The sequence below is a fragment of the Microbacterium sp. AC035 genome (assembly GCF_979258485.1).
On sequence record NZ_OZ409858.1, the window covers coordinates 2,505,053 to 2,529,539 of the forward strand.

A 24,487-nucleotide genomic window follows, 5' to 3' on the forward strand; every position below is an offset into this window, starting at 1 on the left:
TAGGAGGCAAGCCCTAGGCTTGACGCATGCGCTTGGCCACCTGGAACGTCAACTCCATCCGCACCCGTGTCACACGCACCGTCGAGTTCGCCGTCAGAGAAGACATCGACGTGCTGGCGATGCAGGAGATCAAGTGCAAACCCGAGCAGTTCCCGTACGGCCCGTTCGAAGAAGCCGGGTACCACGTCGAGGTGCACGGACTGAATCAGTGGAACGGCGTCGCGATCGCGAGCCGCCTGCCGATCACCGACGTGCGCACGGCGTTCGACGGCATGCCGGGCTTTGCCAAGGGCCATGAGGGGCCGGATGCGCCGCTCGAAGCGCGTGCACTGGGCGTGCTCGTCGACGGCGTGCGGGTGTGGAGCCTGTATGTGCCGAACGGCCGCTCGCTCGACGACCCGCACTACACCTACAAGCTGCACTGGCTCGAGGCTCTCAAGCAGTCGACCGCGGCAGAGCTCGCCGCGAATCCCGATCTGCCGCTCGCTTTGGTCGGCGATTTCAACATAATCCCGTTCGACGCCGACAATGGCGACCCCGACATCGTCGAGGGTGTTTCGACGCACGTCTCGCCGCAGGAGCGCCAGGCCTTCTTCGCGTTCGGCGACGCGGGAGTCACCGACGTCGTGCGCCCGCTGCTTCCCGAGGGCTTCACCTACTGGGATTACCAGCGCCTCAAGTTCCCGCGCAACGAGGGCGTGCGCATCGACTTCATCCTCGGCTCGAAGACGCTGGCGGATGCGGTCACCGGCGCATCGATCCACCGCGACGAGCGCAAGGGCGAGCAGCCCAGCGATCACGTTCCCGTGGTCGTCGAGTTCGACCTCGGCAACGCCGACGACGACGACGACGACCTGCCGATGATCTTCTCCTGATTCCCGTGCCCCTCCGGCTGATCGCCACCGATCTCGACGGGACCCTGCTCGACTCCTCGTCCTCCGTCACACAGCGCACCCGCGCGGCCCTCGACGCGGCGCGGGCACGCGGCATCCATGTCGTTCCGGTGACGGCCCGTCAGCCGATCGGCCTGCGCGCGCTCGCTGGTGATGCGGGGTTCGACGGCTGGGCGCTGTGCAGCAACGGCGCCTATGCGACGCACCTCGACGACGGGCGGATGCTGTTCGCCGAGGAGCTTCCGGCAGAGACGATCCGCACTCTGGCCGAGGCGCTGCGCGCCAGCATCCCCGGGCTGCTCTTCGCGAGCGTGCGTGAGGGCGGCGAGACGTTCGTCGCGCAGCACGGCTATGCCGAGATCGCCGACCTAGCCGACCACAAGCGCGATCCGCGCACGATGGGCGGCGTCGAGCTCGATCATGTGCTGGCCGCCCCCAGCCTCAAGCTCGTGATCCGGCATCCGGAACTCGCCCCGACGGCGTTGTTCGACGCGCTGCGCGACCTCGGGCTGACCGGCTTCGAGGCGACGCTCTCGGGCGCCCCGTTCGTCGAGGTCATGGCCGAGGGCGTGACCAAGGCCACGGGGCTGGCTCGCCTCTGCGAGCACCTCGAGATCGACCGCCGCGACGTCATCGCCTTCGGCGACGCCCTCAACGACGTCGAGATGCTGCGCTGGGCGGGTCACGGTGTGGCGATGGCCGGCGCAGCGGACGTCGTGCAGGATGCCGCGGATGAGACCACGACGTCGAACGACGACGACGGGGTGGCGAGGGTGATCGAGCGGATGCTCGGCTGACTCGCCGAGCCGATCAGTCCTCGAACGTCCACACCTCGGGCACCTGATCCGTCCGTCCGTAGCGCAGCAGCATCACACCGCCATCGTCCGCGACCGGGGGCTCGAGCAGCCGCAGCACCGACGGCATCGCGCCGTCGTCGAAGACCTTCTTGCCTGTGCCGAGCAGGATCGGATAGACCCACAGGTTGAGTTCGTCGAACAGCCCCTCGGCCAGCAGTGAGTGGGCGAGATCGATGCTGCCGATCACGTGCACCTCGTCGTGATCCGCCCGCATCGCGGCGACCTCCGCGGCGAGATCGTCTCCGACGCGGACGCTGCCCTTCCACGACAGGTCGACGTCGGCATCCCGTGTCGCCACATACTTCGGGACCCGGTCGAAGAGCCTGCCGATCTCCCCCGACGGGCCGTCGGTGTGATGCGGCCAGTACGCGGCGAAGATGTCGTAGGTGCGGCGTCCGAGCAGCAGCGCGTCGAGCCCCTGCATCCCCCGCTGCACCTGGGGTCCGAGCCCGGACGACGGGTACCCCGCCTGCCAGCCGCTGAACTCGAAGCCTCCGGACGGATCCTCGTCGATGCCGCCCGGCCCTTGTGCGACGCCGTCGAGGGTCATGAAGAGGTCGATCAGAATGCGTCCGGTCATTCGAGTGCTCCTTCGCACGAGAGATCCTGCACGACGACACCCCTCACAGTAGGCGCTCAGGGCGAGTCGCGGGAGGGCGTCTGGTCGGTGGGTGCCGGCACCTCCGCGCCCCAGCGTCCGAGCGCCTCGATCGCCTCCTTCAGCGCGACACCTCGCTCGGTGAGGGCATAGGCACGCGTGTTGTGGCGCAGGGGCAGCCGGCTCAGCACCCCCGCCGCTTCGAGCTCGCGCAGACGGGTCGCGAGGATGTTCGTCGGCACCCCGAGATCGCGCTGCAGGTCGCCGTATCTCAGCGGCTCGTCGAGCAGCTTCTCGACGATCAGCAGTGCCCAGCGGGCTCCGACGATGTCGAGGGCGGAGGCGAGGTCGCTCACGAAGCCGCGTCGGAGTCCGGCTTCATCCAGAAGGGCGAGTAGTGGTATCCGTCAGGATCGTCGAACTGGCGCTGATACATGAATGAGTAGTCGTCGGTGTCGCCGACCCGCCCGCCGGCCGCCGCGGCACGCTCGACGAGCTCATCCACGGCCTCGCGGCTGCCGAGATCGAACGAGACAGTGACCTTCGAGGGCGTGTCGGGGCCGCCGATCACGTCTTCCGTGCCGCCGACGCTCGCATACATCTCGCGGCTGCCGAGCATGACGTACTGCTCGGGCGCGATCGCGAAGCACGACACGTTGTGATCGGACATCGCGGTGTTGAGGGTCCAGCCGAGGGCGGTGTAGAACGCTGTGGCCCGGTCGACGCTCTCGACGGGGCAGGTGATGAAGAGGCTCATGCGCTAACACTTGCAAAATACAAGTGGGGCGTCAAGACCCTCCGCGGCGGCAGCACGATCCCCCGTGCGGGGGATGCCGCACGATCCGCCCCGGCTCTACGGTGGGGGGATGCCTGCAGCGCCGTTCACCCGCATCCCCAGCGTCCGCGAGCAGCGCGGCGACCTCGTGCTCGCTGCGGTGATGTTCGTCGGCGCGGTCCTGAGCGCCGCGCTCTCGACAGTGGCCGAGATCTACGGCGACACCAGGGCGGAGCCGTGGACAGCGCTTGTCTATGCGGTCGCAGTCACCGCGCCGCTCGCCGTACGACGCCGCTGGCCCGCGCAGGTCGCGATCGCCGTCTGCGTCGCGTACTTCCTCGCGATCTCTTTCCAGGTGCCCGAGATCTATGTCGGCAACATCGCGATGTTCGTGTCGCTGTACACGGTGGGTGCCTGGATGAACAACCGTCGAGCCGCGATGATCGTGCGCGTCTCGATCATCGTCGGCATGTTCGTCTGGCTGATCATCACGATGTACCGACAGACGATCGAAGAGGCCGACAAGGCCGACGTGGCGGCCGGTCTCCTCTCGCCCTACCTCGCCTTCATGCTCATCCAGCTGCTGCTGAACGTGCTGTACTTCGGCGGCGCCTACTACTTCGGCGAGCGCTCATGGCTCGCCGCGCAGGAGCGCGCGGTGCTCGAGCAGCGCACGGCCGAGCTCGAGCAGGAGCGCGAGGTGACGGCAGCGCAGGCCGTCGCACTCGATCGGGTGCGCATCGCCCGCGAGCTGCACGACGTCGTCGCGCATCACGTGTCGGTGATGGGTGTGCAGGCGGGCGCCGCCCGGCTCGTGATCGATCAGGATCCCGAGAAGTCCAAGAGCATCCTGAGCGGCATCGAAGGCTCGGCGCGCGATGCGATCCATGAGCTGCGGCAGCTGCTCGAGACCCTGCGAACCCCTGGTGGCGAGACGACGGATGTCGCCTCGACGGTGACCCTCGACGACATCCGATCTCTGGTCGACGCGTCGTCCGAGGCGGGGCTGCCCACCGACTATGCGGTGATCGGCACCCCGAAGCCCGTGCCCTCGCTCGTCGCCGTGAACCTGTACCGCATCGCCCAGGAGTCGCTCACGAACGCGCGCCGTCACGCCGGCATCGGCGCCACCGCCGACGTGCGAGTGCGCTACGACGACGACGGTGTCGAGGTCGAGGTCGTCAACACCGGCCGCGCCGTGGCAGTGCTGCGCCCCGGGCTCGGCCAGCTCGGCATGCGCGAGCGCGCAGCCGCATCCGGAGGAACACTCGACGTCGCTCCGCGTCCGGCGGGAGGGCTGCGCGTGCGGGCACGCGTTCCGCTGGCCGGCACGGGTGCCGCGCAGACCGAGGCGGTCGAACCGCTGATCGAGACGAGCACCACCTCATGAGCCAGACCGACGCGCCGATCCGAGTCCTGCTCGTCGACGACCACGCGATGCTGCGTGCCGGATTCCGGACGATCCTCGACACGCAACCCGACATCACGGTGGTCGGCGAGGCGGCGACCGGCGCCGAAGCGGTGACGCAGGCATCGACTCTTCGCCCCGACGTGATCACGATGGACGTGCAGATGCCCGACATGGACGGCATCGAGGCCACCAGACGGATCGTCGCCGACCCCGGCGTCAGCGCGGCCATCGCCATCGTGACGACGTTCGATCGCGACGACTACCTCTACCAGGCGCTGGATGCCGGAGCGAGCGGCTTCCTGCTCAAGAACGCCGGCGCAGAGGATCTCATCGCGGCGGTCCGAGCGCTCGCTGCGGGCGACGGGATGCTGGCGCCCGAGGTGACGCGCCGGGTGCTGGCTCGATTCACGACGGCGTCCGCACCGGCATCCGCGCCGGCATCGTCACCGACCGTCGCGCCGGCGCAGGTCACCCCGCCCGTGCTACTCGACCCGCTCACCGACCGCGAGGCCGAGGTGCTCGCGCTCCTGGCTGACGCCCGCAGCAACGCCGAGATCGCCGCAGCCCTGTTCATCGGAGAGGCGACCGTGAAGACGCACGTCTCGCGCATCCTGCAGAAGCTCGGTGCGCGCGACCGCGTGCAGGCCGTCGTGCTCGCGCACCGGATGGGACTCACGTAACGCCGACCCCGATACTCTCGGATCCATGCCCGAAGCCGCACCTCTCTCCCGACCGGTCCTGGCCGGGGTGGTCACCGCACTGGTCGGATTCACGAGTTCGTTCGCCGTCGTGCTCACGGGTCTCGGTGCCGTGGGGGCCACGCCCGCGCAGGCGGCCAGCGGGCTGCTCGCCGTCAGCCTCACGATGGGACTCGCCTGCATCGTGCTCGCCTGGCGGTACCGGATGCCGATCACGGTCGCCTGGTCGACCCCCGGCGCAGCCCTGCTCGCCGCGACCGGAGTGGTCGACGGCGGATGGTCGGCCGCCGTCGGGGCTTTCCTCGTCGCGGCCGCGCTCATCCTGCTCACGGCGCTCTGGCCGGCACTCGGAGCGCTGATCGCACGCATCCCGCCGTCGATCGCGCAGGCGATGCTCGCCGGAGTGCTGCTGCCCCTGTGTCTCGCACCGATCACCGGACTCGTCGCGAACCCGTGGGGCGTGGTTCCCGTCGTGCTCACGTGGCTGGTCTTCGCACGCCTCGCGCCGCGGTGGGCCGTGCCGCTCGCCTTCGTCGCCGCAGCGGTCGTGGTGGCGGTCTCGCTGATCCAGGAACGCTCAGCAGTCGACGCCGGACTCCTGGTGCCCAGGATCGAGCTCACCGCCCCGACCTTCACGGTCGGCGCCCTGGTCGGTCTGGCGCTGCCGCTGTTCATCGTCACCATGGCCTCGCAGAACGTGCCGGGGATCGCCATCATGCGCAGCTTCGGCTACGAGGTTCCCTGGCGACCCTCGATGCTCGTGACGGGTGTCGGAACCGCGCTCGGCGCGACGGCCGGTGGCCATGCCATCAACCTCGCGGCGATCAGCGCAGCCCTCGCCGCCTCACCCGACGCCGACCCCGATCCGAAGCGGCGCTGGGTCGCCGGGGTCTCGACCGGTGTCTCGTACCTGGTGCTCGGGGGCTTCTCTGCGGCCTTCGCGACGCTGGTGCTGCTGGCTCCCGAGGCGGTGATCCCCGCGGTGGCAGGGCTCGCGCTGTTCGCGGCCTTCGGGTCTTCTGTGCAGCAGGCGATCGACGATCCCGGCGAGCGCATCCCCGCGGTCGTGACCTTCCTGGTCGCGGCATCCGGCATCGCGGTGCTGGGAGTCAGCGCAGCGTTCTGGGCTCTCGTCGCGGGCCTCGTCGTGCGCACGGTGCTGCACGCCGGGCGCCGCTGACACCGCACGGTCCTGACACCGCACGGTCCTGACACCGCACGGAGTGCCCTCGGCTACCGTGGACGCGTGACAGTTCCCACGCCTGCTCCTGCGCCGTCGGCCGGCGCGCCAGCCGGATTCTTCGACGCACGCGCGCTGCTCGACCCGGTTAACCCCGCCGAGGTCGATGCCTTCGCCCGAGCGCAGCGCGCGGCCAACCCCACGTCGGCCGGCCGGATCGTCGCGTGGGTGGTCGCCGGATTCGCGCTGCTGTGCGTGGTGCCGGTGCTCGCGATCATGATCCTCGGGCTCGGCTACGCGCTCGGCCAGGAGGCCGGGGTCGCCATCGCCGCCCTCGTCGGTCTCGTGCTTCTCGCAGGACTCGTCGTCGGCATCGTGATGCTCGTGCGCCGCAGCATCCGCCTGCGCAATCTCACCCGGTTCCGCCTCGCGCGCTTCGCCGGTGCGAACGCGATGAGCTACATCGAGAGGATCGACGCCCCGCCGCTGCCCGGCATGATCTTCTCGTCGGGATCGAGCCGCATGTCGACCGACGTGCTGCGTGGGATCGAACCGCGTTTCGTGGAGTTCGGCAACTACCAGTACACGACGAGCAACGGCAAGCAGTCGACGACCCATCGCTGGGGGTACGTCGCGGTGAAGCTCGACGTGCCGCTGCCGAACATCGTCCTCGACGCGCTCGGCAACAACACCCTCGGAAGCACCCTCGCGTCGGCGTTCAGAAACGACCAGCGGCTCTCGCTCGAGGGCGACTTCGACCGGTACTTCTCCCTGTACTGTCCGACCGGATACGAGGTGGACGCCCTGTATCTGTTCACCCCCGATGTCATGGCGCGGTTCATCGACCACGCGGCGCAGCTCGACGTCGAGATCGTCGACGACTGGCTCTTCCTCTATTCACGTCGCAGCCTCTCGACGCTCGACCCCGCGACGTGGGCGTGGCTCTTCGGCGCGGTCGGGGCACTGCTCACGAAGCTCGACCAGTGGGCGCGCTGGCGCGACGACCGGCTGCGGCTCGCCGCCGAGCATCCACCCCTGCCGACTTACGGAGCACCGGCATCGACTCCCGCCGGAGCACCCTCATTGCCGTTCGCGGCTCCGCCGGGGATGCTGACGCCTCCGCCCATCGGCGTCGCGCCGCCCGGTCAGCGCCTGAAGCGACGCAGCCCCTGGCTGATCGTCGCCATCATCCTCGGCGTCACGTTCGTCGTCACCATGGCGCCCTTCGCGATCGGCATCTTCTCGTTCCTGTTCCTGCGCTGAGCGCCTCGCCGTCTTCCGCTCTCCCCCGCACTCCCCGCACTCCCCCGCACGGCTGACTGCCGGCCACGCGGGACACTCGCAGATCCCCCTCACAGATCCGCCACAGGGGGGATGCCGAGGCCGAGCACCGCGCCATAGCGTGAGGTCATGACCACAGGAAAGCTCGTACTCACCGGCATCACCAAGAGCTACGGCTCTCGGCGCGTGCTCGACGACGTCTCGTTCGAGGTGTCCCCCGGGCGCCTCACCGGGTTCGTCGGCGGCAACGGCGCCGGCAAGACCACGACCATGCGCATCGTCCTCGGGCTTCTCAGCTCCGACGGCGGACGCGTCGAGCTCGACGGCACACCGCTCACCGGCGCCGACCGCCGCCTCTTCGGGTACATGCCCGAGGAGCGTGGCCTGTATCCGAAGATGAAGGTGCTCGAGCAGATCGTGTACCTCGCCCGTCTGCACGGCTTCAGCAAGACGGATGCCACGACGCGAGCGACAGCGCTGCTCACCGAGCTCGGGCTCGAAGAGCGCCTGAACGACACGATCGAGTCGCTCTCGCTCGGCAATCAGCAGCGCGCGCAGATCGCCGCAGCGCTCGTGCACGACCCCGGGGTGCTGATCCTCGACGAGCCGTTCTCGGGTCTCGACCCGCTCGCGGTCGACGCGGTCGCGTCGGTGCTGCAGGCGAGCGCCGCGAAGGGCGCGTCGATCCTGTTCTCGTCGCACCAGCTCGACGTCGTGGAGCGGCTCTGCGACGACCTCGTGATCCTCGCCGGCGGCACGATCCGCGCGTCCGGCTCCCGTGACGGGCTGCGCGCACAGCATGCCGGAAGCCGGTACGAGCTCGTCTCGGCCGGGGATGCCGGCTGGCTGCGCGCCGAGCCCGGCGTCACCGTGGTCGACTTCGAGGGCGGCTACGCCCTGTTCGACGCCGACACCGTCGACACCGCGCAACGCGTGCTGCGCACCGCCGTCGAACGCGGCGATGTCGCCAGCTTCGCGCCCAAGCATCCGTCTCTCGCCCAGATCTTCAAGGAGGTCATCCAGTGAGCACCTCGCACACCACCGGCTCGACGTCGCAGGCATCGCTGATCTGGCTCGTCGCCGAGCGCGAGATCGGCTCGAAACTGCGCAGCAAGGCCTTCCTGATCTCCACCGGCATCCTGCTGCTCATCGCCCTCGCCGGCATCGTGATCGGCGGCTTCGCGAGCAAGAACACCGATGCGATGCCCGTGGCCGTGACCTCGGAGACGGCATCCGTCGTGTCGGCCCTGCCCGCCGTCGAGATCACCGAGGTGGCGGACCAGGCCGCGGCCGAAGAGCTCGTGCGTTCCGAGAAGGTCGATGCCGCGGTCCTCCCCGGCGACGGCGCGACCGGGTTCACCGTGATCGCTCTCAAGGACGCTCCGACCAGTCTCGTGTCGGCGCTCTCGCAGGCGCCGGACATCGAGATCCTCGAGCCGGCCACGACGAACCCGCTGCTGCGATACTTCATCGCGATCGCCTTCGGCATCGTGTTCATGGGTGCGGCCGCGACCTTCGGCGGCACGATCGCCCAGAGCGTCGTCGAAGAGAAGCAGACCCGCGTCGTCGAGATCCTGCTGTCGACCATCTCGGCGCGCACGCTGCTCGCTGGAAAGGTCATCGGCAACACGATCCTCGCGATGGGTCAGATCCTCGCCCTGGCCGCGGTCGCGACGATCGGGCTGATAGCCACCGGCCAACGCGAGGTGCTGTCGACGCTCGGCGCCCCGATCATCTGGTTCGCCGTGTTCTTCCTGTTCGGGTTCATCCTGCTCGCGGCGCTGTTCGCCGCCGCCGCATCGATGGTCTCGCGTCAGGAGGACATCGGCTCGACCACGACCCCCATCACGATGCTGATCATGGCTCCGTACGTGCTCGTGATCATCTTCAACGACAACCCGCTGGTGCTGACGATCATGTCGTACGTGCCGTTCTCGGCTCCGGTCGGCATGCCCATGCGACTGTTCGTGGGCGAGGCGCAGTGGTGGGAGCCGCTGCTCAGCCTGGTGATCCTGCTCGCCAGCTGCGTCGCGGCGATCATCATCGGCGCGAAGATCTACGAGAACTCGCTGCTGCGCATGGGCAGCAGAGTCAAGCTCGGCGAGGCGCTGCGCGGCTGACCGCAGAGACCCCCTCCATCGACAGGGCCCCACCCCGCAGACATCTGCGGGGTGGGGCCTCGTCGTCACGCGGGGGCGCGAGCAGGGTCAGAGCAGGCCGTCCGACAGGGCGGTGGGGTTTCCGAACCGGTGGTTGGTGATCGACACGGCCTGCTCGTGCAGGAAAGGCAGCATCTCGACGCGGCCCGCGCCCGTGACGGCATGCGACCACACGGCGACATCGGGCGTTCCGCCGAGTGCCTCGAACAGAGCCGACGCATCGCCACCGACGAGGCGCACCCGCTGCCAGCTGTGCTCGGCCTTCGCCGCAGCCTTGGCGAAGCGCTTGACCCAGGCCGCATCCTTCTCGTTCGTCACGGCGACACCCTGGGCACGCAGCGCCTTCTCCACCCGAGAAGGCAGAGCCGATGCCGACACCGTGAACGGGCTGCCGCTGCGCAGAGCCGCAGCGATCACACGGATGCCGTCGGCGAGCGGAGCATCCTCCGCGATGCGCACGTCGACCGCGACCGGACGGTAACGGAACACGTTGCGCTCGACCCCGAGGCCCGACTTGTCGCTGACGGCGCCGAACTCGTCGACCCAGGCGCGCTCGTCGGACGCGGCCGCGCGGTGCAGCCATTCGATCTCGACGGCACCGAGGTCGGAGCCGGCCGCGCTGAGCACCGCGTCGACAGCGGAGTTCACCGCTGCTCCGGGCGCCGCTGCGGGGAGCTCGGCCGGAGCCCACTCGCCGAGACCGAACAGGTAGTTCGGCCCACCGGCCTTGGCACCCGCACCGACGGCCGAGCGCTTCCAGCCGCCGAAGGGTTGACGCTGCACGATCGCCCCGGTGATGCCGCGGTTGACGTAGAGGTTTCCAGCCTCGACGCGGTCGAGCCAGGTGGCCACCTCGTCGGAGTCGAGCGAGTGGATGCCGGCGGTGAGGCCGTAATCCACGGCGTTCTGCAGGCGGATCGCCTCGTCGAGGTCCTTCGCGTGCATGATGCCGAGCACCGGTCCGAAGAACTCGGTCAGGTGCGTGGTCGACCCCGGTGCGACGCCGATCTTGACGCCGGGCGTCCACTGCTTGCCCTCGTCGTCGAGCTTCTTCGGCTCGACGAGCCAGCGCTCGCCCCTCTCGAGGGTCGTCAGCGCGGTGAGCAGCTTGCCGTTCGCCGGCTCGATGATCGGCCCCATCTGGGTGGCCGGGTCCTCGGGCAGACCGACGCGCATCGAGGTGACGGCATCGACCAGCTGACGCTCGAACCGCTTCGAATCGGCGACCGAGCCGACGAGGATCGCGAGAGACGCCGCCGAGCACTTCTGGCCGGCGTGGCCGAACGCGCTGCGCGCGACGTCGGCGGCCGCGAGGTCGAGGTCGGCCGACGGCGTGACGATGATCGCGTTCTTGCCGCTGGTCTCGGCGAGCAGCGGCAGGTCGGAGCGGAACGAGCGGAACAGCTGCGCCGTCTCATATGCACCGGTGAGGATCACGCGGTCGACCTCGGGGCTCGCCACCAGACGGGTGCCGAGGTCGCGATTCGCGAGATCGACGAGTGCGAGCAGGTCGCGCGGAACGCCCGCTGCCCACAGCGCCTCGACCATGACCGCGCCGCAGCGCTGCGTCAGCTTGGCGGGCTTGATGATCACGCCGGAGCCCGACGCGAGACCCGCGAGCACGCCGCCGGCCGGGATCGCCACCGGGAAGTTCCACGGCGGGGTCACCACGGTCACCTTCGACGGCACGAACTCGGCGCCGGAGATGTTCTCGAGGTCGAGGGCGCGCTCGGCGTAGTAGTGCGCGAAGTCGATCGCCTCCGAGACCTCGGGGTCGGCCTCGGCGATGGTCTTGCCCGCCTCGTGCGCCATGATCTCGATCAGCGCACCGCGCCGTGCGGCCAGCTCGTCACCGGCGCGGTGCAGCACGGCGGCGCGCTCGGCGGCGGGCAGTGCGGCCCATCGACCGGCGGCGGCGGATGCGGCGGCGAAGATGCCGTCGAGCTCGTCGGTCGTCTCGACCTTGGCGAGGGCGATCGAGTCGAGACCGAGCGTAGAGTCCACGGAGCGCGCGAGGATCTCGCGACCCCAGGCGCGGTTCGCGGCGATCGCCGGGTCGCTGTCGGGCTGGTTCTCGAAGCCGGTGGTGGCGGCATCCGTCTGTGCTGCCGCCTCAGCGGCACGGTCCTGCACGCGATTCGACGAGGGCACGGAACGGTCGGCCTCGAGACCTGCCAGTGAACGCTCGAAGCGCTCGCGCTCGCGGGTGAGCAGCGCGGGGTCCGAGGCCAGCTCGAACACGGCCGACATGAAGTTCTCGGGGCTGGCGTTCTCTTCGAGACGGCGCACGAGGTAGGCGATGGCCACGTCGAACTCGGCCGGGTTCACGACGGGTGTGTAGAGCAGCAGCCGACCGACGTCCTTGCGGACGGCCTCGGCCTGGCCCGTCGCCATGCCGAGCAGCATCTCGTACTCGACGGCATGGGTCACCCCGCGCGCCTGGGCGAGCAGCCAGGTGTACGCGACGTCGAAGAGGTTGTGTCCCGCGACGCCGATGCGCACGGCATCCAGTCGCTCGGGGGTCATCGACCAGTCGAGCACACGCTTGTAGTTCGTGTCGGAATCCTGCTTGGTGCCGTAGGTGGCGAGCGGCCAGCCGTGCACCTTCGAGTCGACCTCTTCCATCGCGAGGTTCGCGCCCTTGACGACGCGCACCTTGATGGGCGCTCCGCCCTTCGCGCGACGGGCGGCGGCCCACTCCTGCAACTGCTGCATCGCGCCGAGGGCGTCGGGCAGGTAGGCCTGCAGCACGATGCCGGCCTCGAGGTTCTCGAGACCCGGCTGGTCGAGGATGCTGGTGAACGCCGCGATCGTCAGGTCGAGGTCGCGGAACTCCTCCATGTCGAGGTTGATGAACTTGGTCTTGCCCGCGGCCTCCGAGCTCGCTGCGAGCTCGTAGAGCGGCGTGAGCTTCTCGACCACGTCGGCCACGGCCTCGTCGAACGACCACATCGAGAGCTGGCTGACGACGCTGGAGACCTTGATCGACACGTAGTCGACGTCCTTGCGGGCGAGGAAGTCGTAGGTGCCCTGCAGGCGTCGACCGGCCTCGCGCTCACCGAGCACGGCCTCGCCGAGCAGGTTGAGGTTCAGGCGGTTTCCGCTCTTGCGCAGCTTCGCGATCGCGGGGCCCAGCTTCGACGGCGTCGCGTCGAGCACGAGGTGCCCCACCATCGCGCGCAGCACACGACGCGAGATCGGCACGACGACGCCGGGCAGCTTCGGCGCCCAGAAGCCGCCGGTCTTGATCGCGGCGCGGAGGTATCCGGGCAGCAGCGAGGGGGTGATGTCCGAGAGGTCGGCGAGCGCGCGGCCGGCGACGCTGAGGTCTTCCGGACGCATCACGCCGTCGACGAACCCGACGGTGAAGGCGAGCCCGTTGGGGTCCTTGAGCACTTCGGACAGGCGCTGCGCGGCGGGCTCGACGGGGTGCGTCTCGCTCTCGGTGAGCCAGCGCTGCACGAGGGTCGCGACCTCTTCGGTGCGCGGCGTCGTGTCGGGGGTGGTGGTGTCGGCGGCGACAGTCATCGGGGAACCTTCCAGGGGGATCGCACACCCGGGTACGTGTGCGGCTCGATCATTGTCAGGCGCACGAGTAGGCTACGTCTATCAACCGATTCGCGAGCATTCTGTTCAGTCAGAGTGAACGATCCGCGTCCTCGAGAAAGAGAGCCGATGCTCGACGTCAACCGCCTGCGGATGCTGGTCGAGCTGTCTCGTCGCGGAACCCTCTCTGCCGTCGCCGACGCCCTCTCCTACAGCAAGGCCTCGGTGTCTCAGCAGCTCAGCGCGCTCGAGCGCGACGTCGGCGTCCCCTTGCTGCGCCGGGTCGGACGCGGGGTGCAGTTCACCCCGCAGGGCAACGTGCTCGTGGCGGAGGCCATCGGCATCCTCGATCAGCTCGAGCACGCCGAGGTGGCTGTCGCGGAGTCTCTGACCGAGGTGACCGGAACGGTGCACATCGCCGTCTTCCAGTCCACGGCGCACTCCCTGCTGCCGGGTGCGCTCAACGCGCTGCGCGAGCAGCATCCGGCCCTCCGCGTCGAGGTGACCGAGAGCGACCCCGAGACCGGACTCGTGGGCGTGTCGAGCCGCGACTTCGACCTGATCCTCGCCGAGCAGTACCCCGGCCGCACCCGCCCGATCCATGCCGACCTCGACAGGGTGGTGCTCGTGCACGACTCGATCACCCTGGCCCGGCAGCCGGGCACGCCGGAGACGGCGGATGCGGTCGCGGCTCTGTGGTCGACGAGAGACGAGCCCTGGGTGCTCGAGCCCGCAGGCACCGCGTCGCGCGCATGGGCCGAGCAGCTGTGCCGCACCGCCGGGTTCGAACCCGATGTGCGCTTCGAGGTCGCCGACCTCACCGCGCACGTGCGTCTGATCCGCGCGGGCCTCGCCGTCGGCCTGCTGCCCGAACTCGTATGGGCGGGCGAGGCCCCCACCGTGGCACTCACGTCCCTGCCGGACGAGCCGCGTCGGGAGATCTTCTCCTCGGCTCGACGGGTGTCCGCGGCAGCGCCGTCGATCCGGGCCGTGCGGCGAGCGCTCGCGTCCGCCGCCTCCCGCAACCTGCTCGACTGACGCCCGCCGCCTGCGTCATCGACGTTCAGACGATGTCACGCGACGTCATCGGGAATATGCATTCACACGCATCGGTTGAGAGGCTTGTACGCGGACGAAGGAGTCCGATCGACTCCTTTTCGAAAGGCACTTCCGTGAGCACTCCCGTGATCGACCGCACCGCCCCCACCGAGCACCCCGTCCTCGACGTCCTCGCCGGGCGCTGGAGCCCCCGCGCCTACGACGCCGAGAACACGATCGACGATGCCAAGCTGAACGCCGCCCTCGAGGCCGCGCGCTGGTCGCCGTCGGCTTACAACCTGCAGCCGTGGCGCTTCATCGTCGCTCGGCGCGGCACCGCGCTGTTCGATCAGGTCGTCGACTCGCTGGTCGAGTTCAACCAGCTCTGGGCCTCGAAGGCGTCGGCGCTCGTCGTCGCGATCGCCGAGACCGAGTCCGAAGAGGGCAAGGCCATCAGCCACGCGGTCTACGACCTCGGCCAGGCTGTGGCGCACTTCTCGGTGCAGGCGCACCACGAGGGTCTCCTCGTGCACCAGATGAGCGGCTTCGACCCCGAGGTCATCCGCGAGTTCGCCGACCTGTCGCCGCGCTTCTCCGCCATCACCGTGATCGCCGTCGGCGAGTACGGCGACGCCGCCGGTCTTCCCGAGGGTCTCCAGCAGGGTGAGACCGCACCGCGCGTGCGCCGCCCGATCGGCGAGACGGTCATCCTCAGCGCCTGACGTTGCAGTCGCTCCCATCAGGGAGCACACAAGAGGGGCGGATGCGACAGCATCCGCCCCTCTTGTCGTATCCGGTCCTACTCGTCGAGCAGCTCGGCTTCGATGACCTCGTCGTCGTCTCCGGAACCGAGGTCGGGCTCGGGCTCTGGTGACGTCGACGTCAGCACCAGTCCGGCGCCGTCGACCGCGACATCGACCCTCACCAGGTCGCCGTCGTGCACCCCGCCGGAGAGCAGCGCGGTGGCCAGCTTGTTCTGCACCTCGGTCTGGATGAGGCGCCGCAGCGGGCGGGCGCCGAACATCGGGTCGTAGCCGCGTTCGGCGAGCCACGACCGGGCATCGGGCGTGACCGCCAGGGTGAGCCGCCGATCGCGCAGGCGATCGTGCAGCTGATCGATCGAGAGCTCGACGATCTGGGCCAGGTCGTCCTGACTGAGCGCCGAGAACATCACGATGTCGTCGAGACGGTTGAGGAACTCGGGCCGGAACGCCTGGTGCACGAGGGCCATCACCTGCTCGCGCTTCTCGTCGGGCGACAGCGTCGGGTCGATGAGGATCGGCGAACCGAGGTTCGAGGTCAGGATCAGGATGACGTTCGTGAAATCGACCGTTCGCCCCTGGCCGTCGGTCAGACGACCGTCGTCGAGCACCTGCAGCAGCACGTCGAACACCTCGGGGTGCGCCTTCTCGACCTCGTCGAGCAGCACGACGCTGTACGGACGCCGCCGCACCGCCTCGGTGAGCTGCCCGCCCTGCTCGTAGCCGACGTACCCGGGAGGGGCGCCGACGAGCCGCGAGACCGAGTGCTTCTCGCCGTACTCCGACATGTCGATGCGCACCATGGCGCGCTCGTCGTCGAACAGGAAGTCGGCCAGGGCCTTCGCCAGCTCGGTCTTCCCGACACCGGTCGGCCCGAGGAACAGGAACGATCCGGTCGGGCGACCGGGGTCGCTGATGCCCGCACGCGAACGTCGGACTGCGTCGGACACCGCCTTGACGGCGTCCTTCTGCCCGATGAGGCGCTTGCCGAGCTCGGATTCGAGGTGCAGCAGCCGCTCGCTCTCGCCCTGCAGCAGCCGGCCCACGGGGATGCCGGTCCACGCGGCGATCACGGCGGCGATGTCCTCGTCGGTGACCTGCTCGTTGACCATGCGACCCTCGGTCGAGACCGTGGCCTCGGCCTGCTCGGCTTCGGCGATGTCGCGCTCGAGGCGCTTGATCGTCTCGTACTCCAGCTTCGATGCACGGGTGTAGTCGGCCTCTCGCATGGCGAGGTCGCGCTGCGTGATCGCGTCGTCGAGCTGCTTCTTGAGGTCGCCGACCCGGTTCAGGCCCTGGCGTTCGCGCGCCCAGCGGGCTTCGAGCTCGGCCAGCTGCGCCTCCATGCCCACGAGCTGCTCGCGAAGAGCCGCGAGCCGCTCCTTCGACGCGGCATCCTTCTCGCGCTTGAGAGCGAGCTCTTCGAGCTTCATGCGGTCGACCTGACGCTTGAGCTGGTCGATCTCGACGGGAGAGGAGTCGATCTCCATCTTGAGCCGCGACATCGACTCGTCGATCAGGTCGATCGCCTTGTCGGGGAGCTGCCGAGCGGGCAGGTAGCGGTTCGACAGCGCCGCGGCGGCGACCAGCGCGCTGTCGGCGATCGTCACCCCGTGATGCGCCTCATAGCGACCTTTGAGTCCTCGGAGGATCGCGATCGTGTCTTCGACCGTGGGCTCGCCGACGTAGACCTGCTGGAAGCGACGCTCGAGAGCAGCATCCTTCTCGATGAACTCGCGGTACTCGTTGAGTGTCGTCGCCCCGATCAGCCGCAGCTCGCCCCTGGCCAGCATGGGCTTGAGCATGTTCGAGGCGGCCACCGAGCCTTCGCCACCGCCGGCGCCCATCAGCACGTGCAGCTCGTCGATGAAGGTGATGATCTTCCCGTCGGACTCGGTGATCTCCTTGAGCACGCTCTTCAGCCGCTCCTCGAACTGTCCGCGGTACATGGCCCCGGCGACGAGGGCCGAGATGTCGAGCGACACCAGCTCCTTGTCCTTGAGCGACTCTGCAACGTCGCCGGCGACGATGCGCTGAGCGAGCCCCTCGACCACGGCCGTCTTTCCGACGCCGGGCTCGCCGATCAGCACGGGGTTGTTCTTCGTGCGTCGGGTGAGCACCTGGCTGACTCGACGGATCTCGCTGTCTCGCCCGATCACGGGGTCGAGCTTGCCCTGTCGGGCGCGGTCGGTGAGGTTGATACCGAACTGCTCGAGGGCGGACTGCTGGTCGTCGTTCTGCGTGCTCTGTGGGCTGGCCATGTGCTCCTCCTGGGAAGACTCCTTCTGATCGAGATCCACAAAGTTGAGTGGACTTGACTCAACTTTAGCGCATTGTGCGCACAGTATCCAGAATCGCCCGCGCGACCTCGTGTTTCGAGCCTGACGCGGATGCCACGACAGCGCCACCCCCTCCGACGATCTCGACCGCGTTGTCGCGCTTCTCGAAGCCGTGGTCGGCATTCGCGAGGTTGACGGCGAGCAGGTCGACGCCCTTGCGCTCCCGCTTGCGGCGAGCGCGCTCGCGGCGCTCGGCAGGATCCTCCGAGGTCTCGGCGGCGAAGGCGACGATCGTCTGACCCTGCGGCGCGCGACCGTCGGCGCGGGCGCCGGCGAGGGCGGCGACGACATCCTCGTTCTCGACGAGGTCGAGCTGCGTGAGCACGCCCTGCTCCTTCGTCAGCTTGTGCTCCGACACCGTCGCGGGGCGGTAGTCGGCGACCGCAGCCGCCATGATCACGATGTCGGCCCCCGGCGCGGCCGCCTTCATGGCGTCGGCGAGCTCTGCCGCGGTCGCGACCGGGACGACGCGGATGGACGGATGCCGAGCATCACCCAGCACGTCGGCCGAGATGTTCGCCGCGACCACCGTCACCTCCGCACCGCGCGCTGCGGCATCCGCGGCGAGCGCGACGCCCTGCCGACCACTCGACCGGTTGCCGAGGAACCGCACGGGGTCGATGGGCTCTCGTGTGCCACCCGCAGAGACGACCACCTGGAGCCCCTCGAGATCGCGCGGCGCGAGCAGGGCGAGGGCCGCCTCGAAGATCGTCTCGGGTTCAGACATGCGGCCGGGTCCGCTGTCGCCGCCGGCGAGCTCGCCGTCGGCCGGCCCGACGAGGTGCACCCCACGGGATCTCAACGTCGCGATGTTCGCCTGCGTGGCGGCGTTGCGCCACATCTCGGCATGCATCGCCGGGGCCAGCAGCACCGGCGCCTCGGTGGCGAGCAGCGTGGTGCCGAGCAGGTCGTCCGCGATTCCCGCGGTGATCTTCGCGATCGAGTTGGCCGTCGCGGGGGCGACGATCACGAGATCGGCCCCCTGGCCCAGCGCGACGTGTCGCACCCGGGCGACGTCGTCGTGCACGCTGGTCGTGACGGGATGCCGGCTGAGCGCCTCCCACGTGGGGGTGCCGACGAATCGGAGTGCGTCCTCGGTCGGCACGACGGTCACATCGTGCCCCGCCTTCGTCAGCAGACGCACCAGGTGCACTGTCTTGTATGCGGCGATGCCACCCGTAACCCCGACGACGATGTTCACGGTTCGATTCTGCCCCAGCATCCGAGGCCGCGGGCCCGAGACTGCTCGAGCCGCTTCTAGACTGGATCCCGTGTGCACCGTGGTGATCGATGTGGCCGGCCCCGAGACCGCGCGGCTGCTCGCGGTGCGAGACGAAGACCCGCAGCGCGAGTGGGATGCCCTCGGCGAGTGGTGGCCCGATGCCCACCCCGGCGTCTCGGGCATCCGCGACCGGCGGGCGGGCGGCGCCTGGCTCGCGGTGAACGCCGCCGAGCGGCGACTCGCAGTGCTGCTGAACCGCGCCGACGTGGTCGATCTCGCGGCAGACGTCGCCGTCTCCCGCGGTGCGCTCGCCCTCGAATCGGTCATGGGACGCTCCCCGGTCGCTCCGCTTCCCATGCACGGCTTCAACCTGCTCGAGGTGCGGCCGGAGGGAGCGCGCGTGCTGAGCTGGGACGGCGCAGAGCTGCGCGAGACGGCCCTCGGCGACGGTATCCACATGATCGCGCACGACGACCTCGACGACCTCGACACTCCCCGGATCGCGGCGTGGCTCCCCGAGTTCCGCGCTCTGGGCGCGACCGGCGACAGCATTGACTGGACCGGCGAATGGACATCGCTGCTCGCCTCCTCCGCTCGGCTCGACCCCGAAGACGATCGGGCGATCATCCGCGACAACCGTCCGCACGGTTATCCGACCCAGTCGCTGCTGTACTGCACCGCGGCCGTCACCCCCGGCGGGGTCGACGTCGACTACCGCGCGCTCCCGAGCCCAGGGCACTGGAACCACTGAGCGCACCACGCCGCATGAGGCGGCCGAGCGGTCAGGCGGCCGACGACTCCGTCTCGTCCGCGCACGAGAAGCGCGCGCGGTAGGCCGTCGGGGTGGTGCCGAGCACCCGCGAGAAGTTCTGCCGCAGCACGGCCGCCGAACCGAAGCCGCACTCGTCGGCGATCTGCTCGAGCGACAGATCGCTGCGCTCGAGCATCCGCTGGGCGTGCAGCACGCGCTGTCGCGCGAGCCAGGCCGCGGGAGTCGCGCCGTACTCCGCCTTGAAGCGACGGGCGAAGGTGCGGGGAGACATGAGCGCGCGCGCGGCGAGCTGATCGACGCCCAGGTCGTCGCGGAGGTGCTCGACGGCCCAGTCAGCGACAGCGGCGAGGGAGTCGTTCTGGGCGACCGGGATCGGGCGGTCGATGAACTGCGCCTGGCCGCCGTCGCGCTGCGGCGGAACGACCATGCGGCGGGCGATGCGATTGGTGAGCTCTGCGCCGAGCTCGATGCGCAGCAGGTGCAGGCAGGCGTCGATGCCGGCTGCCGTGCCGGCGCTCGTGATGATCCGGTCGTCCTGCACGAACAGTACGTCGGGGTCGATGTCGATCTCGGGATACATCTCAGCCATCACCTCGGAGTACATCCAGTGCGTGGTCGCGCGGCGCCCGTCGAGCACACCCGCCGCGCCGAGGATGAACGAGGCACTGCAGATGGTCAGCACCCAGGCCCCCCGCGCCACCGCGTCGCGGGCGACGTCGAGCAGCAGCGGATCGATCTGCGTCCAGTACTCGCGAGGAACGGGGCAGAAGATGACGAGGTCGGCCTCGTACGCGAACGACAGATCGTGCTCGACATTGATCGAGAATCCCAGCTTCGACTTTACGACGCCAGGATGCGGAGCGATGACGCGGAAGTCGAAGTTCGGCACCCCGTCGTTCGACCGGTCGAGGCCGAACGCCTCGCACACGAGCCCGAACTCGAACGGCGCGAAGCCGTCTTGGACGATGCAGGCGACGGTCTTCATCATGGCGCTCTCCCGGTTTGGCAGTTTTCCTACGAGCAGAGTCTATTCTGCCACTCGTGGCAGATCAAGAGGGATCGTAGCGTTTCTGCCATGATCCTCATCATCGCACTCATCGCCCTGGCCGTGTGGGCCGCCGTCGCGACCGTCATCGAACTCCGCCGCGACGGACACCGACGCGTTCCCACCGACTGGTCCCGCGTCGCCGATCGCGACGCCCTCGACCGAGCGGAGACCGGGCGCGTCTATCGCTGAACGGGAGCGGAATCTCCCCGTGCGGCGACGCGCGCGGCTACGCTCGTGTGCATGAGCGAGCCCCAGCAGCCTCCCGCGCAGCCACACGGAACTCCCCCTGACTACGCGGGCTCGCACCATCCGGCGCAGCCGGCACCACAGCAGCCGCACCCGTATCCACAGCAGCAGCCGCAACCGCCGCAGCCGCCCTACGACCGACAGCCGCACCCCGGACAGCCCTATCCCGGGCAGCCGTATGGAGGGCAGCCGTATGGAGGACAGCCGTACCCGGGTGAGCAGCGTCCGCCCCAGCCCGGCGCGGGCCTCGGGCGCACCGCCTTCCTTCTCGCTCTGGTCTCGCTCGCGATCGGGCTTGTCGTCACGCTGTCGTACCCTCTGATGTTCCGGATGACGGGCGACCCCTCCGCCATCGGCGCGTTCTCAGCGATCGGCAACGGACTCGTGCTGGTCGTCGCCGTCGTCGGACTCATCCTCGGCCTGATGTCGGTGCGACGACCGGGGCCGCAGATCCTCGCGGGCATCGCGATCGGAATCACCGCATCGGAGCTCGTCGGGATCGTCATCTCGTGGGTGTCGAATCTCTTCTACGCGCTTCCCTTCTGACCGTCCGGAGAATCGATGAGCGACCAGCAGCAGAACCCAGACGGCCCCCAGGATTCGGGTCAGCCTCGGGATGGCGGACAGGCCCCGCATCCCTCTCCGAGCCAGCCATACCCTGCGCAGCCCCAGCCGGCCACGCACCAGGCCCCGCCGCCCGCGCAACACGGCCAGCCCTACGCGCAACCCGACCAGCCGTATACGTACCCGGGTCAGCCGCACACGCAACCCGGCCAGCCCTACGCACAACCGGGCCAGCCCTACGGAGTCGCGACGCCGCCGTCCCCATCAGGTCAGACAGCACCGCGGCCGGGAAGCCTCGGTCGCACCGCGTTGATCGTGGCAGTGAGCGCCGCGGCCGTGGGGCTCTTCTTCCAGATCGTCACCCCGTTCATGTACATGAGCGTCGGCTACCAGTTCGTCGAGCTGCTGTCGAACTTCGTGAATCTCATCGTGCTGGCCGGTGCAGGTGCCGGTCTGGTGCTCGGCCTCATCGCGGTTCGGCGCCCGGCACCCCACCTGCTCGCGGCGATCGCGATCGGCGTCGGCGGCAGCACCGTCGTCGGGACCCTCATCTCGTGGGTGTCGAACCTGTTCTACTACTTCGGGTTCTGAGCGCGAGACTCAGCCGCGAGCACGCGCTCGTAGACCTCGATCATCGCGGTGGTGCGCGACGACTGACGGAACGACTCCGAGACTTCGCGCATGGGCTGAGGTGCGACGCCGGCAGCGATGTCGGATGCCGCGCGGCGCAGGGACTCGACGAGACCCGCCCGTCGCTGGTCCTCGGTGCCTGACGCGCCCGGGACAGCCCAGAGACCGCCTCCCAGTTCCGCGGCGATGTCGGGGTCGCTGATCACCGACGGCGTGCCGAGGGTCGCCGCCTCGAACGGCGTCATCCCCTGCGTCTCGAAGCCGATCGACGTCTGCACGAGCGCGTCAGCGGCGGCGATTCGCGCCAGCGTGTCGGGATAGCTGAGCGTGCCGGCGAACCGCACGTGCGGAAGCCCCGCCACGACCTTCTCGGCCGCGGCTCGCTGGGCGCCTCCGCCGATGATCTCGAGATCGGCGTCGATGCCGGATTCGACGAAGGCCTCGAGGAACGGAAGCAGCCGCTTCTCGGGGCTCATGCGTCCGAGCCAGACGAAACGGGGCCGCCCCGGTTCACGCTCGCCGGGTGCAGCGGCGAGCGTCGCGTCGCGGATGTCGTCGTCGATGCCGTTCCAGACCACATCGACGGGACTGAACACGCCATGCTCTTCGAGGCGCCGCGCGAAGTGGGTGGAGGGCGCGGTCACCGCCGAGGCACCGCCGGCGATCCCGCGCAGGAACGCCCAGCCGTCACTGCCGCCGATCGTCGGCACCGCCCCCGCGAGCGCACGGCGCCGCCAGACGTTCAACACCGAGAGAACCGGTCCATGCAGCGGGGTGACCGCGGCGATTCCGACATCGACGCGGTTGTGCATGGTGTGCACGACGGGGATGCCGTGGCGGGCCGCATACCGGTGGCCGATGAAGGCGCCCCAGAAGTCGGCCTGCACATGCACCAGGTCGACCGGCGGACGGTGCGTCATCGCACGGTCGAGCGCACGGTCCGTGGCGCGTCCGGGCCAGCTCATCGAGTACTCGCGGTCGGCGGTGATCGGCACGGACGGCAGCTCGACGTTCGACGGGTGGGCGATCCGCGGGGCGCGGGTTCCGTGCATCGTCGGTGCGACGACGGTGACCGTGTGGCCGGCGCGCTCCAGGAACTCCCGCTGCAGCCGCATCGACACCTGGGCTCCGCCGAGGGAGTCCAGGTGCTGATCCCCGAAGAAGACGATGTGCATGACGCGCGTCGTCACTCGGGAAGCGGCTCGTCGCGATACAGCGCCTCGAACGTGTCGAGTGTGCGGTTGATGTCGTGGATCGCGACGCCGTCGAGCGATGCCTGCTGCATCCGCGCATACTCTCCCGGCGATGCGGTGAGCACGTCGGTCAGCCGCTCGGCGAGGACATCCGCGTTGCCGGGCTCGAACAGAAAGCCGTTCTCGCCGTCGTGCACGAGGTGCGGCAGCGCGACGGCATCCGCGGCGACGATCGGCAGCGCCGAGGCCATGGCCTCCATGGTCGCGATCGACTGCAGCTCGGCGATCGAGGCGATCGTGAAGACGGAGGCGCGCGACAGCAGCGCACGAAGCTCCTCGTCGCTCGTGCGGCCGTGGAACGTCACCCGATCGGCGAGGCCGAGCTGGTGCGAGAGATTCTCGAGCTGCTTGCGCTGGTCGCCACCGCCGACGATGTCGAAGGTCGCCTCGAGCGCCGGATCGAGCTTCGTGATCGCCTCGAGGATGACCTCGACCTGCTTCTCCGCAGTCAGACGTCCGACGAAGATGATGCGGTTCTTCTCGCGAGGGGCGATCACGGGGGTGTACTGCGTGCGATCGATGCCGCAGCTGACCGGGATCACGTTCTCGACGGCGACGGTTCGCTCGAGGAAGTCGGCGGCGCGACGCGTCGGTGTGGTGATCGCGCGCGTCAGGGCGAAGGTGCGCTTCGCGTCGCCCCATGCCCAGCGCAGCACGAGGTCGTCGACGAACTTGGGCATCGTCGTGTGGTCGAGGATGTTCTCGGCCATCACGTGGTTCGTGGCGATCACCGGGATGCCGCGCTCGTGCGCGATGCGGGCGAGCCCCCGACCGATCACGATGTGCGACTGGATGTGCACGACGTCGGGCTGCACGGTGTCGAAGATCTTGCGGGCGTAGTGCTTCACGCGCCACGGCCACACGAACCGCAGCCAGTCGTGCGGAGCCCAGCGCACCGAGGGCAGTCGGTGCAGGGTCATCGGCTCGCCCTCGATGACCTCCGTCCGCGGCGCGGCACGGCGGTAGACCAGGTTCGGGGCGACGACATGCACGTCATGGCCGCGCTGCACGAGGCCGGCGGCGAGGCGCTCGGCGAAGCGGGCGGCACCGTTGATGTCGGGGGCGAAGGTGTCGCATCCGATCAGGATGCGAAGCGGACGCTGCCCGGAGTCGGGGGCGACGTCGGGAGCGCTCGTCGGATCGGAGGTAGAGGAGGACATTCTGCCTTACGGTACGGCGGTCAAAGAGCCCGATCGGGCGCTCGCCACTCTACCCG

The 24,487-nt window shown here is 69.3% G+C and carries 23 protein-coding genes; 14 read left to right on the plus strand and 9 right to left on the minus strand.

Annotated elements, in window-relative coordinates:
- Positions 1-26: 26 nt before the first annotated feature.
- Together ACZ0AA_RS12090 and ACZ0AA_RS12095 are read left to right on the plus strand one after the other, a co-directional pair.
- Positions 27-875, plus strand: coding sequence for an exodeoxyribonuclease III (locus ACZ0AA_RS12090; protein WP_463513039.1), 849 nt, complete (start codon positions 27-29; stop codon positions 873-875).
- 5 nt (positions 876-880) lie between these two features.
- Positions 881-1,690: a Cof-type HAD-IIB family hydrolase gene (locus ACZ0AA_RS12095; RefSeq protein ID WP_463513040.1), complete on the plus strand. Its 810-nt coding sequence runs from the start codon at positions 881-883 to the stop codon at positions 1,688-1,690.
- Positions 1,691-1,703: 13 nt separating this feature from the next.
- Here ACZ0AA_RS12095 and ACZ0AA_RS12100 read toward each other — a convergent pair whose 3' ends face one another.
- From ACZ0AA_RS12100 to ACZ0AA_RS12110, 3 genes are read right to left on the minus strand one after another with little or no spacing between them, the layout of a single operon-like run.
- Complete coding sequence (locus ACZ0AA_RS12100; protein WP_463513041.1) at positions 1,704-2,330, minus strand: dihydrofolate reductase family protein; 627 nt, start codon at positions 2,328-2,330, stop codon at positions 1,704-1,706.
- A 56-nt stretch (positions 2,331-2,386) separates the two neighbouring features.
- Positions 2,387-2,704, minus strand: a complete 318-nt coding sequence (locus tag ACZ0AA_RS12105) for a winged helix-turn-helix transcriptional regulator (protein WP_463513042.1) — start codon at positions 2,702-2,704, stop codon at positions 2,387-2,389.
- Positions 2,701-3,105: a VOC family protein gene (locus ACZ0AA_RS12110; RefSeq protein ID WP_463513043.1), complete on the minus strand. Its 405-nt coding sequence runs from the start codon at positions 3,103-3,105 to the stop codon at positions 2,701-2,703. The genes ACZ0AA_RS12105 and ACZ0AA_RS12110 overlap by 4 nt, the downstream gene beginning before the upstream one ends.
- 109 nt (positions 3,106-3,214) lie before the next feature.
- On the opposite strand from ACZ0AA_RS12110, the gene ACZ0AA_RS12115 reads away from it, so the two are divergent.
- From ACZ0AA_RS12115 to ACZ0AA_RS12140, 6 genes are all read left to right on the plus strand, one after another.
- Entirely contained in the window at positions 3,215-4,513 is a 1,299-nt protein-coding gene (locus tag ACZ0AA_RS12115; RefSeq protein ID WP_463513044.1) for a sensor histidine kinase, read from the plus strand.
- Positions 4,510-5,214 carry a response regulator gene (locus ACZ0AA_RS12120; protein ID WP_463513045.1) on the plus strand — a complete coding sequence of 235 codons (705 nt, stop codon included), beginning with the start codon at positions 4,510-4,512 and terminating at the stop codon, positions 5,212-5,214. Before ACZ0AA_RS12115 ends, ACZ0AA_RS12120 begins: the two co-directional genes overlap by 4 nt.
- A 25-nt stretch (positions 5,215-5,239) precedes the next feature.
- Positions 5,240-6,412, plus strand: coding sequence for a benzoate/H(+) symporter BenE family transporter (locus ACZ0AA_RS12125; RefSeq protein WP_400864088.1), 1,173 nt, complete (start codon positions 5,240-5,242; stop codon positions 6,410-6,412).
- A gap of 66 nt (positions 6,413-6,478) precedes the next feature.
- Positions 6,479-7,675: a hypothetical protein gene (locus ACZ0AA_RS12130; RefSeq protein ID WP_463513046.1), complete on the plus strand. Its 1,197-nt coding sequence runs from the start codon at positions 6,479-6,481 to the stop codon at positions 7,673-7,675.
- Positions 7,676-7,822: 147 nt separating this feature from the next.
- On the plus strand, positions 7,823-8,719 hold the full coding sequence (locus ACZ0AA_RS12135) for an ABC transporter ATP-binding protein (RefSeq protein ID WP_463513047.1): 897 nt from the start codon (positions 7,823-7,825) through the stop codon (positions 8,717-8,719).
- Positions 8,716-9,813, plus strand: a complete 1,098-nt coding sequence (locus ACZ0AA_RS12140) for an ABC transporter permease (RefSeq protein WP_400864079.1) — start codon at positions 8,716-8,718, stop codon at positions 9,811-9,813. The genes ACZ0AA_RS12135 and ACZ0AA_RS12140 overlap by 4 nt, the downstream gene beginning before the upstream one ends.
- A gap of 87 nt (positions 9,814-9,900) precedes the next feature.
- Here the strand turns inward: ACZ0AA_RS12140 and ACZ0AA_RS12145 are convergent, their stop codons facing one another.
- Positions 9,901-13,380, minus strand: coding sequence for a proline dehydrogenase family protein (locus ACZ0AA_RS12145; protein ID WP_463513048.1), 3,480 nt, complete (start codon positions 13,378-13,380; stop codon positions 9,901-9,903).
- Positions 13,381-13,527: 147 nt separating this feature from the next.
- Between ACZ0AA_RS12145 and ACZ0AA_RS12150 the strand changes: the two genes are divergently transcribed.
- Together ACZ0AA_RS12150 and ACZ0AA_RS12155 are read left to right on the plus strand one after the other, a co-directional pair.
- Entirely contained in the window at positions 13,528-14,436 is a 909-nt protein-coding gene (locus tag ACZ0AA_RS12150; protein ID WP_463513049.1) for a LysR substrate-binding domain-containing protein, read from the plus strand.
- A 134-nt stretch (positions 14,437-14,570) separates the two neighbouring features.
- Positions 14,571-15,158: a nitroreductase family protein gene (locus tag ACZ0AA_RS12155; protein WP_400864072.1), complete on the plus strand. Its 588-nt coding sequence runs from the start codon at positions 14,571-14,573 to the stop codon at positions 15,156-15,158.
- 77 nt (positions 15,159-15,235) lie between these two features.
- Here ACZ0AA_RS12155 and ACZ0AA_RS12160 read toward each other — a convergent pair whose 3' ends face one another.
- Complete coding sequence (locus tag ACZ0AA_RS12160) at positions 15,236-17,458, minus strand: ATP-dependent Clp protease ATP-binding subunit (protein ID WP_463513050.1); 2,223 nt, start codon at positions 17,456-17,458, stop codon at positions 15,236-15,238.
- A gap of 64 nt (positions 17,459-17,522) precedes the next feature.
- A complete protein-coding gene (gene coaBC / locus ACZ0AA_RS12165; RefSeq protein WP_463513051.1) occupies positions 17,523-18,737 on the minus strand; it encodes a bifunctional phosphopantothenoylcysteine decarboxylase/phosphopantothenate--cysteine ligase CoaBC in 1,215 nt (404 codons plus the stop codon).
- A 70-nt stretch (positions 18,738-18,807) separates the two neighbouring features.
- Here coaBC and ACZ0AA_RS12170 point away from each other — a divergent pair, with 70 nt between their 5' ends.
- Positions 18,808-19,509: an NRDE family protein gene (locus ACZ0AA_RS12170; RefSeq protein WP_463513052.1), complete on the plus strand. Its 702-nt coding sequence runs from the start codon at positions 18,808-18,810 to the stop codon at positions 19,507-19,509.
- A 31-nt stretch (positions 19,510-19,540) separates the two neighbouring features.
- On the opposite strand, the gene ACZ0AA_RS12175 is transcribed toward ACZ0AA_RS12170, so the two are convergent.
- Entirely contained in the window at positions 19,541-20,515 is a 975-nt protein-coding gene (locus tag ACZ0AA_RS12175; protein WP_463513841.1) for a GlxA family transcriptional regulator, read from the minus strand.
- Between the two features lie 90 nt (positions 20,516-20,605).
- On the opposite strand from ACZ0AA_RS12175, the gene ACZ0AA_RS12180 reads away from it, so the two are divergent.
- The 3 genes from ACZ0AA_RS12180 (at position 20,606) to ACZ0AA_RS12190 (ending at position 21,979) form a co-directional block, all read left to right on the plus strand.
- Complete coding sequence (locus ACZ0AA_RS12180; RefSeq protein WP_463513053.1) at positions 20,606-20,767, plus strand: hypothetical protein; 162 nt, start codon at positions 20,606-20,608, stop codon at positions 20,765-20,767.
- A gap of 51 nt (positions 20,768-20,818) precedes the next feature.
- Positions 20,819-21,370 (plus strand): hypothetical protein, encoded by a 552-nt coding sequence (locus ACZ0AA_RS12185; RefSeq protein ID WP_463513054.1) that lies wholly within the window; start codon positions 20,819-20,821, stop codon positions 21,368-21,370.
- Positions 21,371-21,709: 339 nt separating this feature from the next.
- A complete protein-coding gene (locus ACZ0AA_RS12190; RefSeq protein ID WP_463513055.1) occupies positions 21,710-21,979 on the plus strand; it encodes a hypothetical protein in 270 nt (89 codons plus the stop codon).
- On the opposite strand, the gene ACZ0AA_RS12195 is transcribed toward ACZ0AA_RS12190, so the two are convergent.
- Both ACZ0AA_RS12195 and ACZ0AA_RS12200 read right to left on the minus strand, forming a co-directional pair.
- Positions 21,964-23,208, minus strand: a complete 1,245-nt coding sequence (locus tag ACZ0AA_RS12195) for a glycosyltransferase family 4 protein (protein WP_463513056.1) — start codon at positions 23,206-23,208, stop codon at positions 21,964-21,966. The two genes, ACZ0AA_RS12190 and ACZ0AA_RS12195, sit on opposite strands and share 16 nt — an antisense overlap.
- Complete coding sequence (locus ACZ0AA_RS12200; protein ID WP_400864052.1) at positions 23,205-24,431, minus strand: glycosyltransferase; 1,227 nt, start codon at positions 24,429-24,431, stop codon at positions 23,205-23,207. Before ACZ0AA_RS12200 ends, ACZ0AA_RS12195 begins: the two co-directional genes overlap by 4 nt.
- Positions 24,432-24,487 lie beyond the last annotated feature (56 nt).